Origin of the sequence: Siphonobacter sp., assembly GCF_048595215.1 — a bacterium.
GTDB lineage: Bacteria > Bacteroidota > Bacteroidia > Cytophagales > Spirosomataceae > Siphonobacter.
The window spans coordinates 1-14,628 of sequence record NZ_JBMDWJ010000007.1 but is presented as its reverse complement, the minus strand read 5'-3'; the positions used below and the strand labels follow the sequence as shown (position 1 = coordinate 14,628).

Genomic DNA, 14,628 nt, shown 5'->3' with positions numbered 1-14,628 from the left:
CAATACAATTAGCCATGGGTTAGACCCATGGAACGCGGGTTTGGGGAGGAGTTTTGATTGGTTTAAAGTATGAAAATTTTACCTCTTAAATCTGCTCTTTCAGGCTCATCAAACCTTAAACGTTTTCAAACCTCATTAAACCTTAAACTCCTTCAAACCTGATCAAACCTCAAACCCAACTCCCGAAACAATTTCCTTCCCATACCACTTTATACGAGCGAATTGAACTACCCCTTTCCCATGGATACACTAACCCATATTACCATCGGAGCTTGTGTGGGCGAAGCGATATTAACCAAAAAGATAGGTAAGAAGGCTCTGCTCTGGGGAGCGATTGCTCAAAACCTGCCCGATATTGATTCGGTCACGAGTCTCTGGTTGTCGCCCGCTGAAAACCTGCTGGTGCACCGGGGCATCACCCACTCGCTGGTTGTTGCGTTTTTGGTACCGGCTTTGCTGGCGGTGCTGATTCGAAGGTTTTATCCGCAGGTCTCTTTTCTTCGCCTGTACGGATTCGGTGTGCTGCAACTAGTATTGCACGATCTACTGGATTTGTGCAATTCCTACGGAACGGGAATTCTCGAACCCTTTAGTTCGCAGCGACTGACCTTCAATCTTTTATACGTAATCGACCCTCTGTTTACAATTTCGCTAGTAGTGGCGAGTGTGGCCCTCTGGCGATTACGGTCGGATGCTCCCAATCGTCGGGTATGGCTGTTAGTGGGACTGGTTCCCTGCGGTTTGTACACACTGTGGACGATTGAACATAAGCGACGCATCAACGAAGAAATCGAAGCCTCTCTGGCGGCTCAGCATTTGCCGTACAGTGCTTATTTTACCACGCCTACACCTTTCAATGGCCTACTCTGGTACGCCGTGGCAAAAAGTGGGGCGGGCTATCAACTGGGATATCGTTCCGTGTGGGATCGGGGGCAAACGGCTTTTGATTACGTACCGCAGGGCGAAGAATTGCTGAGTAACGAGAATGCACAAGTCCGGAATTTGAAATATTTTTCACGGGGATTTTATACCGTGAGCCGTAACGAATCGGCCCTGCAATTCAACGTTCTGCGGTTTGGGCAGATCCGGGGCTGGGAAAATCCAGACGCCGAATTCGCCTTCCATTTTTACCTGACACCCGGTTACGACAATCGGCTGGTCATGCAGCGGGGCCGCTTTACGGGCTGGACCTGGAAGAGCGTTCAGCAAATGTTCCGCCGGATCAAGGGCGAAACGGGTAACCTTGAGAAGTATTGAGTATGACCTTACTGGAAGAAATTGACTGGCTGCTCATTGGCGAATTAATCTACGGTTTGATCGTAGCTGCCACTTGTGTACGCATCATTTATGACACCCGGACCAGTACGAAAACGCTGGCGTATCTGCTCTTAACGGTTTTTCTGCCCGTTGTCGGCATGATTCTGTACTTCTCGGTAGGACTGAATTATCGGACCCGTAGTCTATACAGTAAAAAACTTTTCGACGATGATCAACTCATCAAGAAGCTCTACGCTCAGATAACCCGGGTTACCCGTAACAACCTCGAAACGGACCATGAGGCCGTGCAGCAGTACCGCGAACTGGCGTATTTACTTCTCAACGATAACATCAGTCCGTTAACAGCTAACAATGACGTCAAAGTCCTTCGCAACGGTGAAGAAACATTTCCTGAAATTCTGAAAGCCTTGCGGGCAGCCAGGCATCACATTCACATCGAGTACTACATTTTTGAGGATGATACCATTGGAAATGCGATCAAGGACGTGCTGATCGAAAAAGCCCGGCAAGGTGTACAGGTTCGCTTTATCTACGATGATTTTGGTAGCCGCTCCATTCGCCGCACATTGGTACCGGAACTGCGGGCGGCGGGCGTGGAGGCGTATCCCTTTTACCGTATTATATTCATCGCACTAGCCAACCGACTGAATTACCGCAATCACCGGAAAATTATTGTGATTGACGGGAGTACGGCCTTTACCGGGGGAATTAATATCTCGGATCGGTATCAAAACCCCAATTCGAATAAACTGTACTGGCGGGATACGCATCTGCGAATCGACGGTCCGGGGACGTACTATTTACAGTATATTTTTCTGTGCGACTGGAATTTTTGTGCCGCACAATCGCTCATGCCCGAACCCGAGTTTTTCTGTGAGCCCGAAGCGTCGCAGACGAACGCTCTGGTACAGATTGCTTCCAGTGGTCCCGATTCCGTTCAGCCCAGTATTCTCTTTTCGCTGTTACAGGCGATTAATCTGGCCCGAAACGAAATCCTGATTACGACCCCTTATTTCATCCCGGGAGACAGTCTGCTGGATGCCCTGATTGTGGCAGCTTTGAGTGGTGTAAAAATCAAGTTGCTCGTACCCGGTATTTCAGATTCTTGGCTGGTGAATACAGCGGCTCAGTCGTATTACGAGGATTTGCTGCGGGTAGGCGTGGAAATTTACCGGTACCAGAAGGGCTTCGTTCACGCCAAGACCCTCGTGGCCGATGGCTTACTGTCTTCGATCGGAACGGCCAATATGGATTTTCGGAGTTTCGAACTCAATTTTGAAGTGAACGCCTTTCTCTACGACGCTCAGGTATCCGAATACCTGCGTAATATCTTTTATGAAGACATACAGTACGCTGAACGGATCGATCCCGGTCAGTGGCTACAGCGACCAGCTTGGAAGAAAATGCTGGAAAAAGTAGCCCGCATGATTTCACCTTTGCTGTAGGATAAAGGCTAAGTGTGGTTGACAGTCAGTGATCCATACTGATTTAGAAAGCTTAAGGATTCACTGACAGTTGCTCATTATTTTGCGGCAGCTTGGCTTTATACCGGGGCAATTTGGTAGCGATAAAAATACCGAGAGCCACCAGCGACCCTGAAATCATGAATACATACTGAATGGAGTAGTGTTCAGATAGCATTTCCGACGTATTCCGGCTGATGTAATACTGGTAGATAAATTGCTGGATCATCCCGCTAAAGGCAATACCGATCGAACCACTTAACTGCTGAATGAGTGTATACACCGAAGAGGCGGGCGTCACCTGATTGGGGAGTACGGCATTCATGGCGGTAGCGGTCAGCGGCGTAATCAAGAGACCTAGTCCAATTCCCCGAATCATCATGGAAAGGAGTACATACCACACCATGGGCTCATTGATTTGCGAGAACAGGAACATGGAAAGAGCCACCAGTCCCAGCCCCGCCATGACAAAACGTTTGGGGCCGTACTTATCCGAGAGATTCCCCGCGAGTGGCGTGAAAATCGCCATCATGATGGAGTTGGGCAGAATCATCAGTCCAGATTCTAGTTCAGAAAATTTCAGATAACCCTGGAGTAAGAACGGTAATAGAAATAAGCCACCGAATAAAGCGATGGAGCGAAGTACCGTAATCAGCACGCAGTACACGTACGTCGGTCGCTCAAAAATGCTAAGATCAAATAAGGCTCCGGGCCGATGATAGCTGCGTTTGATAAATACGCCTAAGGCCGCTAACGAAAGGACTAAGGGTAGCCATACCTGCAGGGAACCAAGTCCCTGGCTGGAAAACTGGGCAATGGCAAATTGAAACAGCAAAATAAATAGCGTAAACAGAGCAAAGCCACTCAGGTCGAAATGAATACTGGTATCCCGACTACGGTCCAGAAACTTCAGCGACCGCATAGCCAGTGCAATAGCCAGGATGCCAATGGGCAGGTTAATGTAGAAGATGGAAGTCCAGCCGAAATATTCCGTCAGCAAACCACCCAGCGTAGGCCCGATCGCCGGACCCGTAATACCCCCCAGCGACCACCAGCCCATGACTTTACCGCGTTCGTTGGCCGGAAACACAGTTGTCAAAATCGCCATCGCCGTAGGGGAGAGCGAACCCCCGCCGAAGGCCTGAAAGGCTCGGGCTGTAATGAGTTCGGGCAGGGTAGTGGAAAGGGCACAGCCCAGCGAACCTAAGATAAACAGCAGTAAGCTTCCCAGATAGAGTTTATAAAAACCAATCCGCAATCGCAGCCAGTTCGTCAGGGGCATGAAAATACAAAAGCCCAGCATGTAAATGGTAATGACCCATTCAATCTCATCGACGTTTACCCCAAACTCCCGACTCATGGTGGGTAAGGAGACATTCACAATACTGCTGTCAATGCCTGCCATCAGTGTTCCCAGCATCAAAGGGATAATTAGGGAAATAGTATTCTTCATAAATCGCTATACATTCATCCGGTAGTCGAAGCTAAATCCGAAAAAATCCTTCCACGATCAACTATAAAGCTTCAACCCCAAACCAAATATCAAAAGCTTTTCTATTTTTGTAACACATCGTCCCTGATTTGAAACCTTCCCTGTGATCCTAGCTACGCAATCTTCCTGGCGAAGCCTGTACCGGCTGACAGTCGCGAGATTTTTTCTCGGCCTGTTTACGGTGATGCTTGTCAATGGCGTAGTGTTCCGGCACGGGCACCGACTGGCCGATGGACGGATTATTTCCCACGCTCACCCCTTCCGCTCGAAGACAAAAGGGCCCATCCAGCCCAACTCCCACACCTCGCTGGAGTTACTATTGCTGGATGCCGTATCGAACCCGGTACTGGACCTGCCGAGTGTTGAATCAATTGATTTCCAGACTTGGGAAATTGAATTAAGTCCGGTTTTTACGCTTTTCTACCAGGGAATTACGCCGATTGGTGAATTCCTCTATTACTCCCTCCGAGGTCCACCCGCGGCCTAGTGTAACTCATTTTCGAAATGGTTGGCTATTCAGGCCTAACGTAGAGGTGTACCGGCTCCGCAGGAGATCGTATGTCTTTGCACGTCAGTTTAGTCCAAGATTTCTCCTTTCTTTCTTTTTGTATCCTAGCAGGTAGCATCGCGTGTAGTTCCCGTGCCTTGGGGGTATGCGTATGTCTGTATGGTCCATTTTTCCCGCAAAAACACTCGATGAAAAATATTTTCTTCTTCTTCTGCTTTCTGTTTTCAGGAAGCCTGTTTGCTCAGAATATCCTTTCCGGTAAAGTCATTCACCGGGAAGACAACGAAACCGTCGTGGGTGCGACGGTATACATTCCTGAATTACGCGTGGGAGCCACTTCCGACGTAAACGGTACCTACAAAATCTCCAATCTGCCCAAAGGGACGTTTACAGTACAGGTCAGTTACGTTTCCCACCGGACGGTGATCGAAAAAGTGGCTGTGGATGGAGCAACGACCAAGGATTTTGTGATGGAAAATGCCGCTCAGTCGCTCGAAGAAGTGATTGTTTCGGGATCATCCACGAAGACAGTAATTAAGGAAAGCCCCATTCCCATTGCGGCCATTACGCAGTTGCGGTTATTGCAGCAATCTTCGACCAACCTGATCGATGCCGTAGCTAAACTACCCGGCATGTCGCAGGTATCTACCGGAGCAGGGCTGAGTAAGCCCATCATTCGGGGACTGGGCTTCAACCGGGTAATCACCATGCACGACGGGGTTCGGCAGGAGGATAACCAGTGGGGGGAAGAACACAGCATTCAGATTGATGAGTATTCGATTGATCGCTACGAAATCATTCGGGGAGCTGGTTCGTTGATGTACGGCTCCGATGGGCTAGGAGGAGTAATGTCCGTATTGTCGCCGCGTCCGATCGAGGAAGGCAAAATGGTGGGTCGCATCCTGAGTAACTATCAGACGAATAATAATCTCTACGGAATCTCGGCTCAGATCGCGGGGAACAAAAACGGATTTGTCTGGCTGGCTCAGGCTTCAACCAAGTCTACCAAGAATTACCGGAATGCGTACGATGGTCGCGTGTTCGCTTCCAATTTTACCGAGCCCATCAATGTCAACGGCTATTTTGGTTTGAATAAAAAGTGGGGCTATTCCCGCATTCACTTCCTGCGGACGTTTCAGAAATACAACATCATTAACGGTACCCGCGATGCCTCGGGTCGCTTTACAACGGCGAGCGTTAGTGGTAGCGGCGAAGTAGTAGACCGCTCGGTTACGGATGACGAACTCAACAGTCGTGATTTCATTCCGTACAATTCCCAAAAGCTCATCAACGAAAAACTTTCCTGGAATAACCTGGTCAATTTCGCCAATGGATCATCGGCAACCGCCGTCGTGAGTATGGCCCGCAACCGCCGGAGCGAGTACGGTGATGTCACCCGTCCCTGGGAGTCGCAACTGGATTTGTACCTGTACACCAATTACTACGACGTGCGGTACAACTTCGCGGCCAAAAATAACTGGGAGGTGAACGTGGGTACCAACGGGATGTTCCAGCGGCTGGACAATCAGGGTTTTCAGGTGTTGTATCCGAACTACAACCTCTTCGACAACGGTGTATTCCTGTTCGCCAAGAAGAGCTACGATCGGCTGAAGCTTTCCGGCGGGGTACGGTACGACATTCGCTTACTCGACATTGGCAAACTGTACATCGACCCAGACGGTAATTTCCAGGTAACGCCGCAGGGTGCGGGCAGTGAGCGTTTTGCGGGCTTTGATAAAAACTACCAGAACGTATCGGCCAGTTTAGGCGGCGTGTATAATCTGACCGAAAAATTAGCCGTACGGGTGAATGGTTCGCGAGGTTTTCGGGCACCTACTGTACCCGAGCTTTCGTCGAACGGCATTCACGCCGGGACCTTCCGCTATGAAATCGGTAAGCTCGACGCCGTGCCGGAAGTGGCTTATCAGGGCGATTTAGGATTGACCTACGAAGACAAAAACTGGTACGTGGATCTGAGCGTTTTCCAGAACTCGATTCAAAATTATACGTACTCCGAACGGGTACAGAAACCCAATGGACAGGATACGCTGTACAACGGCAACGTTCCCATTTACCGCTACGCTCAGGGCAATGCCCGGCTTCGGGGTATGGAAGGTACGGTAACGTTCAATCCGCAGGCGGCTCGCTGGTTTAGTATTACGCAGAGTTATTCAGCCGTATTCGGGGATAATCTCTCGGCTCGCGAAGAGGAAGCCAAGTACCTGCCTTTCATGCCCGCTCCCCGCTGGATTTCGCAAGTAAAATTGACGAAAGATCGGTACCGGGATTTCCTGCGGAATCTGTACCTGACCATCGATCTGGAAGTAACGCAGAAGCAGAATCGCTTTCTGGCTGCTTACGGTACGGAAACCGCGACACCGGGGTACCAACTCGTGAATATCGGACTGGGTACGGACATTGTAACGAAGAACAAACGGACGCTGGCGTCCTTCTACTTCTCGGCCAATAACGTTTTCGATGTAGCGTATCAGTCACACCAAAGTCGTTTGAAATATCTGGAAGTCAATCCACGAACGGGCCGGGCGGGGGTATTCAACATGGGCCGGAATTTGAGTTTTAAGTTGATTATTCCGTTTGAAGTGAAAATTTAGAAGGAATATTAAACACAAAGAAGGACGAGCGAATGCCCGTCCTTCTTTGTGTTTGAGGGGGTTGGGCTAAAGCCCAACCCAAAGAATGGGGTCGAGCCTACGGTTCTTCGGCGTTCGCTGGAGTGGCGAGGAAGAGCCGTAGGCTCGGTTTATCTGGTAGGAATGGATTTTAATCCGTTCTACTCTGAATTAATTACAACGCCGCGTCCTTCTTCAAATCAGCAATCACTACTTCCGGGTTTTCTGCGGAAAAAACAAAGTTTCCGGCGACGAGCACATTGGCTCCGTGTTCTACCAGCTTTCGGGCATTCCCCGCATTCACGCCACCGTCTACTTCAATGAGTAACTGCGGGTTAAGCGTATAGCGTAATTCCGACAGACGGTTGATTTTCTCGTACGTCCGTTGGATAAACTTTTGTCCACCAAAACCCGGATTGACGGACATGATCAGGACCAGATCCAGTTCCTCCAGAATATCTTCTAGCAACAAGACCGGCGTATGGGGATTGAGAGCCACACCCGCCTGACAACCCGCATCTTTAATCTGCTGAACGGTACGATGCAGGTGCGTGCAGGCTTCGTAATGAACCGTAATGCGATCAGCTCCGGCTTTTTGAAAGGTCTCGATGTATCGCTCGGGCTGCGTAATCATCAGGTGAACGTCGAGGGGTTTCTGGGCGTAGCGTTTGACGGCTTCTACTACTGGAAAACCAAAGGAAATATTGGGGACAAAGACCCCATCCATGACGTCCACGTGAATCCAGTCGGCTTCCGAGCGGTTGAGCATTTCGATTTCACGTTGCAGGTTTGCGAAATCAGAGGCAAGTATCGAAGGTGCGATTAAAGGCGTTTTCATAGAGCAAAGGTAAATTTTTCTGTATGCGAAAGTTTTAGACCTTTGTATAAAATCAGTTTCCAGTGGGCAAAGACTGCGTTTAGGGTAGATAAAACCGTCACGCGTCGCACTGAAAACGGTCCCTTAGTAACCGTACGCATGACTCCTCAGCAACGAATTGACGAACTAACCGAACGTCTTCAGTATTTAAATAACCGATATTATCAGGACGCCGTTTCTGAAGTGTCTGATTTTGAGTTCGACGACCTGTTACGGGAGTTGACCCAGCTCGAATTAGAGTACCCGCAGTTCAAGCACAAAGGCTCGCCCACGCAGAACGTCGGAGGTACCGTTTCCAAAGAATTTGCAACCGTATTCCATCGGTATCCGATGCTGTCGTTGTCGAATACGTACAACGAACAGGAAATTCTGGATTGGGAGGAACGCATTCGTAAAATCATTCCTGAGGAAGATGTTGAATTCATCTGCGAACAGAAATTCGATGGCATTTCCCTGTCTATTCGCTACGAAAACGGGCTACTGACCACGGGCGTAACCCGGGGGGACGGAACGCGGGGGGATGACATAACCAACAACGTGCGAACCCTGCGAACCCTGCCGCACCACATCGAAGCCGAAGATTTACCGCCGATTTTTGAAGTACGTGGCGAAGGCTTCATGCCGTTGATTTCGTTCAATAAACTCAATCAGGAACGCGTGGACATTGGCGAAGAACCGCTGATGAATCCCCGAAACGCCGCTGCTGGAACCTTCAAATTACAGGATTCGGCGGAAGTGGCCCGTCGCCGGCTGGATTGTTATCTGTATACCTTTCTGGCCGATACAGAAATTTTCAGTACGCACGAAGAGAGCTTACTGGCCCTGCAACGCTGGGGATTCAACGTGTCGCAAACCTGGCGGAAATGCTCCTCGATTCAGGAAGTACTGGACTACATCAACGAATGGGAAACCAAGCGTTTTGATCTGCCTTTGAATACCGATGGGATTGTCATCAAAGTCAATTCCTTTGCTCAACAGCGGGAATTGGGATACACGTCCAAGTCGCCACGTTGGGCTATTGCTTACAAGTTCAAAGCTCAGTCGGTTGAAACAACGCTGCGATCCATCAGCTATCAGGTGGGACGCACGGGAGCCGTTACGCCCGTGGCTAATCTCTCGCCCGTACTGCTGGCCGGTACGATCGTAAAGCGGGCCAGTTTGCATAATGCCAACGAAATCGAACGGTTGGGGTTGCGTTTAGGGGATCACGTATACGTGGAAAAGGGAGGTGAAATCATTCCCAAAATTACGGGTGTCAATCTGGAAAAACGACCCCTGATTTCGGAGGTTATTCATTACCCGACCACCTGTCCGGCCTGTGGCTCGACCCTGATTCAGCGGGAGGGCGAAGTAGCCCGTTTGTGTCCGAATGAAAAAGGCTGTCCACCACAAATTCGGGCTCGTCTGGAGCATTTCATCCAGCGGAAAGCCATGAACATGGATAGCTTGGGCGAAGGGAAAATAGAATTATTATACGAAAAAGGACTGGTACGAACCGCCGCCGATTTTTATGCGTTGACGTACGAGCAACTCTTCGGGCTGGAAAAAACGATCACCGATCCTGATACGGGCAAAAGCAAGAAAATTGGTTTCCGGGAAAAAACGACGCAGGCTATTCTGAAGGCCATCGACGATTCTAAAACCGTGCCTTTCGAACGGGTCTTGTTTGCCCTGGGCATCCGCTATGTGGGCGAAACGGTGGCTCAGAAGCTGGCCCGGTATTTCAAAACCATTGAGGCAATCGAGAAAGCCAGTGCCGAAGAACTGGTAAACGTCCCCGAAATTGGCGGACGTATCGCTCAAAGTGTCGTAGAATTTTTCCAGGAAGAAGATAACCGTATTTTTGTAGAACGGCTGAAAGCAGCGGGGTTACAGATGAGCGTAGGTCAGGAAGCGATTGTCGAACAATTGAGCGATAAACTGGCCGGAAAGACGTTTCTGTACACCGGAACGTTCGAGAATTTCGAGCGGGAAGCCCTTGAACACCTCATCGAAGCCCACGGCGGTAAATTGCTCAGTGGCGTATCTGGTAAGTTAAATTATCTCATCGTGGGTGAAAAACCCGGAGCTTCCAAGGTCGAAAAAGCCAAGAAGCTCAATGTAACGATGATTAGCGAAGAAGAATTTTTGAAATTAATAGTTTAGTTGATCGGGGACGGATACATAGGCAGACCTGACCCCATTACCATCCAGTATGAAAAAATTTCACGGCGTTGGAGTCGCCCTAGTTACTCCCTTTCACGAAGACGGCTCCATCGACTGGACGGGTCTGGAACGTATGCTGCAACACGTCACCGACGGGGGCGTTGATTACCTGGTGATTCAGGGAACTACCGGTGAGTCAGCCACGATGACGCAAGCCGAAAAAGTGGAGGTACTTCAGTTTGTCAAGGAAAAAAACGCGGGCAAACTTCCCATCGTCTACGGAATCGGGGGTAACGTCACTTCCAAGGTTGTTGAAGAAATTATTAAAACGGACCTGACGGGCGTTGATGCCATTCTGTCGGTTTGTCCGTACTATAATAAGCCCGGTAAACGGGGCGTCATTGCTCACTATACGGCGGTGGCCGATGCTTCTCCCGTACCGGTGATTATGTACAACATCCCCGGTCGTACGGGCATCAACATGACGAGTGCAACGGTGATTGAGCTGGCTCAGCACCCGAATATCATCGGGGTGAAAGAAGCTTCCTGTATCATTGAGCAATGCATGGAAATCTTCCGCGATATGCCCGAAGACTTCCTGCTCATCTCGGGTGATGACGTTCAGGCCGTACCCATCATTAGCATCGGTGGCGTAGGCGTAATGTCCGTGATTGCCAATGCTTTTCCGAATAAATTCACCGGGATGATTCATGCGGCTCTCAATGGTGATTTTGCCACGGCCCGTAAGACCCTCGGTTCGTTCCTGGACATTGATCCGCTGCTGTACGAAGAAGGAAATCCGGTCGGCGTGAAGGGGATTCTCGAATCGCTGGGACTGATTTCTTCCGATGTACGCTTGCCCTTAATGAAAACCTCCGAAGAATTAAAAGAACGCCAACGTTCGGTGATTCAAAAGGATAAACTAGTTTAGTTTGCAGTTTTCGGTTTGCAGTTTTCAGTGGGGAATTCCCGGTAGGAACTGCAAGCCAGAAACTGTAAACTTAAAACCGACAACTGAAAACTCTAATGTTCGTACACGTCGTTAATTTTTTCCTGAAAGCGGATATTTCTGCAGAAGATCGTTTAAAATTTGAACAGGGCGTATCTTCCCTGGGTCAGGTAGAAGGCCTGGAGCTGTTTAATGTTGGCAAACCGGCTTCTACGGATCGTCCCGTCATTGATCGCTCGTACGATTATTGCCTTTTGACCGTTTTTAAAGATATGGCGGGCCACGATGTGTATCAGGTAGACCCGATTCACCTGAAATTCGTGGAAGACTGCAAGCAATACTGGGATCGGGTAGTGATCTATGATTCAGAAACGATTTAATCGAACCCTCGGCCTACGCGTGCTGGGCTTTGGTATACTGGCCTGGACGGTAACGTCGTGTTTCATGCCTTCGGTACCCATTTCACGTGACCGGAAGTATGACCTGGATGTGTACTGGGAAAATCAGGAAAAACCCGATCGTCCTTTTCAAGTGATTGATCAGGTGAGTATCCACGAAGAAATGCCTTTGACGGATGCTCAGCGGACGACTAAAGGGCCCATGACGCAACGCGGTAATGACGCTCGACAGAAAGACCGACTGACCCAGATGCTCGTGAAGAAAGCCGAAGATATGGGTGCCAACGCCGTCATTGACGTCAAGTATCAGTACTACACCTCGACGACTTCCAACGGTTACATCATGGAAGGAACGGCGGTATTGTATCGAGGGAATTAGAAGGTTTGAATGAGTTTGAGGTTTCAGGTATGATGGATTGCAAACGCGATCGTCAAACCTGAAACCTCAACTGTTCGTTAGGGTTTCTTCCCCGTATTACATACGGGGCTATGTATCGTTGAACCCCTCTGGGGTTGGGAAGTAGTTGAAAAAGAGGGAGGCAACTGGTACAGGTTTATTTTAAAATTCGATGTCGTTAGCGGAGCGGGTTGTCTGTAGCATTCGCTACGAACGTAAAAGTTGGTAAGCTGTGCCTACCTAGCTGGCGGCAGGATGCCACCAGTATTACCTAACCTCTTTCTGTAACCATTCGTAGACAGCTTCCAGGAACGTCGGATCAATGTCACCCTTGATGGCGGCGTATTCCTGAGGTAAGCCCGTTTTGGCGGGTAACATCAGGTGATTCAATCCTTCCAGACGTACTATTTTGTACCGTTTATTTCCGGCTTTTTTTAGAGCCTTTTCAATTCCCTGTAGGTTCATATCCGCATTTACCTGGACGTCTTTAGTACCATTCAACGCGAGCGTCGGTACCGTCAATTTTTGCAGGGAAGGAACGGGGTCGAAGGTAATGAAGCGACGAAACCATTCCCCGTTATAATTAGCAACCACCTGTTTGACGTACATCTCTTCTTTGGGGGGAATACCAAAAACGAACAACTGATTGGGCGACATTTTGGTACGTAGAAAACCAATACGTTCCCGGATCAACCCACTTAGTTTGGCTGTATCCTGTTGCGTAGCAAAAGCAGGAAATACCTTGTCGAAGTATTCCGTAACGTAGGTTTCAACGACTGTTGAGTCGATCTTTGCCGTATAGAACAAATCGCGATTTTGCTGCCGCATGACCTCCACCATCGATCGACCCGGTGCGGCCATCAGGATGACAAATGCAACGTCTTTTCGCTGAGCGGCCACGCCCGGAGCTACACTGCCACCTTCGCTGTGGCCGAGCATGCCAATTTTTCGGGGATTGATTTCTTTCCGGGTTTTTAGGTAATCCAGACTCGCTTCGGCATCCTTGATAAAGTTGTCGATCGTAGCATTAATGAAGGTTTTATTCATTTTCCCTCCGCCACGATCGTCGTATCGCAGGACGGCGTACCCGCGACTGCCCAGGTATTCGGCAATGGCTTTGAAAGGTTTATGTCCCAGAATGGTTTCGTCCCGATCCTGCGGTCCCGATCCCGTAATGAGAATCAGAGCAGGGAAATTTTTACCTTGATTCGGAATCGTCAATGTACCGTTTAATTGCACGGAATCTTTGGTGTTCCAGTAGCTGACTTCTTCGTGAAAAGGTTTGGTTTCCTGAGCAAAGGCAAGCGTACTCAGGCAAACTAGTAAGGAGGTAAATAACTTCATATGAGAGCCATGAAAGGTTTTAGGAAAGTAATTATTTACGGGATAACTGATAGGAATAAAACATAGGATAAATGAAACCAATCGCGAGCATACCGCCGACAATCAGCATTTTACCTGTAAAATCAACGTACAACATGGGAAGAATACTAATCAGACTGGAAATGACCAACAAGCGTCCCGCCAGCCGATGCGTCTTTCGCCAGATTTCTTCATTCATTAGCGTGTACGGTGTACGAATGCCGATGAAATAATTGGGCTTCAAGCGGATAAAATAGTTGCCCAAGAAAAGGAAGAGAAAAGGAATGGCTAGTAAGACGTAGTTAATCAGTTTTTGTCCGTCTTTAGCCAAAGCGGCTTGAATGATGATGAAGTTGATAGCGGACAAAAAGACAGTCGATCCCAGTCCTAACTGTTCGAAGTTTTCTTGGGTCTGAGGGGTGGCATTTGCTTTCGTCGTGTGACCGTTTTTAATCAGCAAAAAAACGCCAATGGAAAGGGCCGCTAAGCCAAACTGAAAGCCGTAAAAGCCGGATTTGGACGCATAGTTATCCGCCCGTCCCTGAGCGTCGAAATGAATCGGTACGCGATCCGGCAGTTCAGGAAAGATAAAGTTTAGATACAGCAGCGGCAGCAGGGCAATGATGATGGCAAGTAGAGTACGGGAAGCTTTCATAAGATTAGGGTTTGGGTGTACGTAAGTGCATGATCCAGGCGAGTACTTCGTCCAGCACGGTCATGTTGAGCGAATAAATAATATGTTGCCCTTTCTTCAGGGAAACCACCAAATCGGCTTGTTTTAGTAAATCCAGATGATGAGAAATGCTGGGCTTAGTCATGTCAAAATGCTCCGCAATCTCACCCGCCGTCAAATCTTTCTCCTGGAGTAGTTCTAGTATTTGTCGCCGGGTTGGATCATTTAGGGCTTTAAATAAAGTATTCATTTGTTAAATAGATAATTAGACAAATATCTAAATATTAGTTGGTTAATTAGACAAACGTCTAATTAATTTTATACGGTACTCAAACAAAAAATCCCGGTACCTGATCGTACCGGGATTTTTTGTTTGAGATGGAAGCAAGTATTGCTTAGTTCACCATAAAGACGGCATTCGCAAATACCAGCTTGCCCTGATGCCAGAACCCACGG

Annotated in this window: 13 protein-coding genes; 8 read left to right on the top strand and 5 right to left on the bottom strand. The window is 48.8% G+C overall.

Translation table 11 applies throughout. The features are described from left to right. The first annotated feature begins 240 nt into the window (after positions 1–240). On the top strand, positions 241–1,257 hold the full coding sequence (locus ACOJTG_RS00470; protein WP_420151994.1) for a metal-dependent hydrolase: 1,017 nt from the start codon (positions 241–243) through the stop codon (positions 1,255–1,257). A 2-nt stretch (positions 1,258–1,259) separates the two neighbouring features. Continuing rightward, entirely contained in the window at positions 1,260–2,723 is a 1,464-nt protein-coding gene (gene cls, locus ACOJTG_RS00465) for a cardiolipin synthase (protein ID WP_420152007.1), read from the top strand. A gap of 52 nt (positions 2,724–2,775) precedes the next feature. Here the strand turns inward: cls and ACOJTG_RS00460 are convergent, their stop codons facing one another. Next, positions 2,776–4,194 carry an MDR family MFS transporter gene (locus ACOJTG_RS00460; RefSeq protein ID WP_420151993.1) on the bottom strand — a complete coding sequence of 473 codons (1,419 nt, stop codon included), beginning with the start codon at positions 4,192–4,194 and terminating at the stop codon, positions 2,776–2,778. A 142-nt stretch (positions 4,195–4,336) separates the two neighbouring features. Here ACOJTG_RS00460 and ACOJTG_RS00455 point away from each other — a divergent pair, with 142 nt between their 5' ends. Further along, positions 4,337–4,720 carry a hypothetical protein gene (locus ACOJTG_RS00455; RefSeq protein ID WP_102199979.1) on the top strand — a complete coding sequence of 128 codons (384 nt, stop codon included), beginning with the start codon at positions 4,337–4,339 and terminating at the stop codon, positions 4,718–4,720. Positions 4,721–4,929: 209 nt separating this feature from the next. Continuing rightward, positions 4,930–7,353, top strand: a complete 2,424-nt coding sequence (locus tag ACOJTG_RS00450) for a TonB-dependent receptor (RefSeq protein ID WP_420151992.1) — start codon at positions 4,930–4,932, stop codon at positions 7,351–7,353. A gap of 193 nt (positions 7,354–7,546) precedes the next feature. Here ACOJTG_RS00450 and rpe read toward each other — a convergent pair whose 3' ends face one another. Further along, positions 7,547–8,209, bottom strand: coding sequence for a ribulose-phosphate 3-epimerase (gene rpe / locus ACOJTG_RS00445; RefSeq protein ID WP_420151991.1), 663 nt, complete (start codon positions 8,207–8,209; stop codon positions 7,547–7,549). 138 nt (positions 8,210–8,347) lie between these two features. On the opposite strand from rpe, the gene ligA reads away from it, so the two are divergent. From ligA to ACOJTG_RS00425, 4 genes are all read left to right on the top strand, one after another. Continuing rightward, entirely contained in the window at positions 8,348–10,393 is a 2,046-nt protein-coding gene (ligA, locus tag ACOJTG_RS00440) for an NAD-dependent DNA ligase LigA (RefSeq protein WP_420152006.1), read from the top strand. Between the two features lie 49 nt (positions 10,394–10,442). Further along, positions 10,443–11,324 carry a 4-hydroxy-tetrahydrodipicolinate synthase gene (dapA, locus tag ACOJTG_RS00435; protein WP_420151990.1) on the top strand — a complete coding sequence of 294 codons (882 nt, stop codon included), beginning with the start codon at positions 10,443–10,445 and terminating at the stop codon, positions 11,322–11,324. A gap of 95 nt (positions 11,325–11,419) precedes the next feature. Continuing rightward, positions 11,420–11,722, top strand: a complete 303-nt coding sequence (locus tag ACOJTG_RS00430) for a Dabb family protein (protein ID WP_094808940.1) — start codon at positions 11,420–11,422, stop codon at positions 11,720–11,722. Continuing rightward, positions 11,703–12,119, top strand: a complete 417-nt coding sequence (locus ACOJTG_RS00425) for a heavy metal-binding domain-containing protein (RefSeq protein WP_094808941.1) — start codon at positions 11,703–11,705, stop codon at positions 12,117–12,119. The genes ACOJTG_RS00430 and ACOJTG_RS00425 overlap by 20 nt, the downstream gene beginning before the upstream one ends. A gap of 285 nt (positions 12,120–12,404) precedes the next feature. Here ACOJTG_RS00425 and ACOJTG_RS00420 read toward each other — a convergent pair whose 3' ends face one another. The 3 genes from ACOJTG_RS00420 to ACOJTG_RS00410 are packed head-to-tail and all read right to left on the bottom strand — an operon-like array spanning position 12,405 to position 14,422. After that, the gene (locus ACOJTG_RS00420; RefSeq protein ID WP_420151989.1) at positions 12,405–13,481 is read right to left on the bottom strand and encodes an alpha/beta hydrolase family protein; all 1,077 of its coding nucleotides are present in this window, start codon (positions 13,479–13,481) and stop codon (positions 12,405–12,407) included. Between the two features lie 31 nt (positions 13,482–13,512). Further along, positions 13,513–14,154, bottom strand: a complete 642-nt coding sequence (locus ACOJTG_RS00415) for an SdpI family protein (protein WP_420151988.1) — start codon at positions 14,152–14,154, stop codon at positions 13,513–13,515. Between the two features lie 4 nt (positions 14,155–14,158). Next, positions 14,159–14,422 (bottom strand): autorepressor SdpR family transcription factor, encoded by a 264-nt coding sequence (locus tag ACOJTG_RS00410; protein ID WP_102199986.1) that lies wholly within the window; start codon positions 14,420–14,422, stop codon positions 14,159–14,161. Positions 14,423–14,628: the final 206 nt, after the last annotated feature.

Coding starts and splice junctions, on each gene's coding strand:
- ACOJTG_RS00470 (WP_420151994.1), top strand. CDS start 241: ATGGATACACTAACCCATATTACCATCGGAGCTTGTGTGGGCGAAGCG.
- cls (WP_420152007.1), top strand. CDS start 1,260: ATGACCTTACTGGAAGAAATTGACTGGCTGCTCATTGGCGAATTAATC.
- ACOJTG_RS00460 (WP_420151993.1), bottom strand. CDS start 4,194: ATGAAGAATACTATTTCCCTAATTATCCCTTTGATGCTGGGAACACTG.
- ACOJTG_RS00450 (WP_420151992.1), top strand. CDS start 4,930: ATGAAAAATATTTTCTTCTTCTTCTGCTTTCTGTTTTCAGGAAGCCTG.
- rpe (WP_420151991.1), bottom strand. CDS start 8,209: ATGAAAACGCCTTTAATCGCACCTTCGATACTTGCCTCTGATTTCGCA.
- ligA (WP_420152006.1), top strand. CDS start 8,348: ATGACTCCTCAGCAACGAATTGACGAACTAACCGAACGTCTTCAGTAT.
- dapA (WP_420151990.1), top strand. CDS start 10,443: ATGAAAAAATTTCACGGCGTTGGAGTCGCCCTAGTTACTCCCTTTCAC.
- ACOJTG_RS00430 (WP_094808940.1), top strand. CDS start 11,420: ATGTTCGTACACGTCGTTAATTTTTTCCTGAAAGCGGATATTTCTGCA.
- ACOJTG_RS00425 (WP_094808941.1), top strand. CDS start 11,703: ATGATTCAGAAACGATTTAATCGAACCCTCGGCCTACGCGTGCTGGGC.
- ACOJTG_RS00420 (WP_420151989.1), bottom strand. CDS start 13,481: ATGAAGTTATTTACCTCCTTACTAGTTTGCCTGAGTACGCTTGCCTTT.
- ACOJTG_RS00415 (WP_420151988.1), bottom strand. CDS start 14,154: ATGAAAGCTTCCCGTACTCTACTTGCCATCATCATTGCCCTGCTGCCG.
- ACOJTG_RS00410 (WP_102199986.1), bottom strand. CDS start 14,422: ATGAATACTTTATTTAAAGCCCTAAATGATCCAACCCGGCGACAAATA.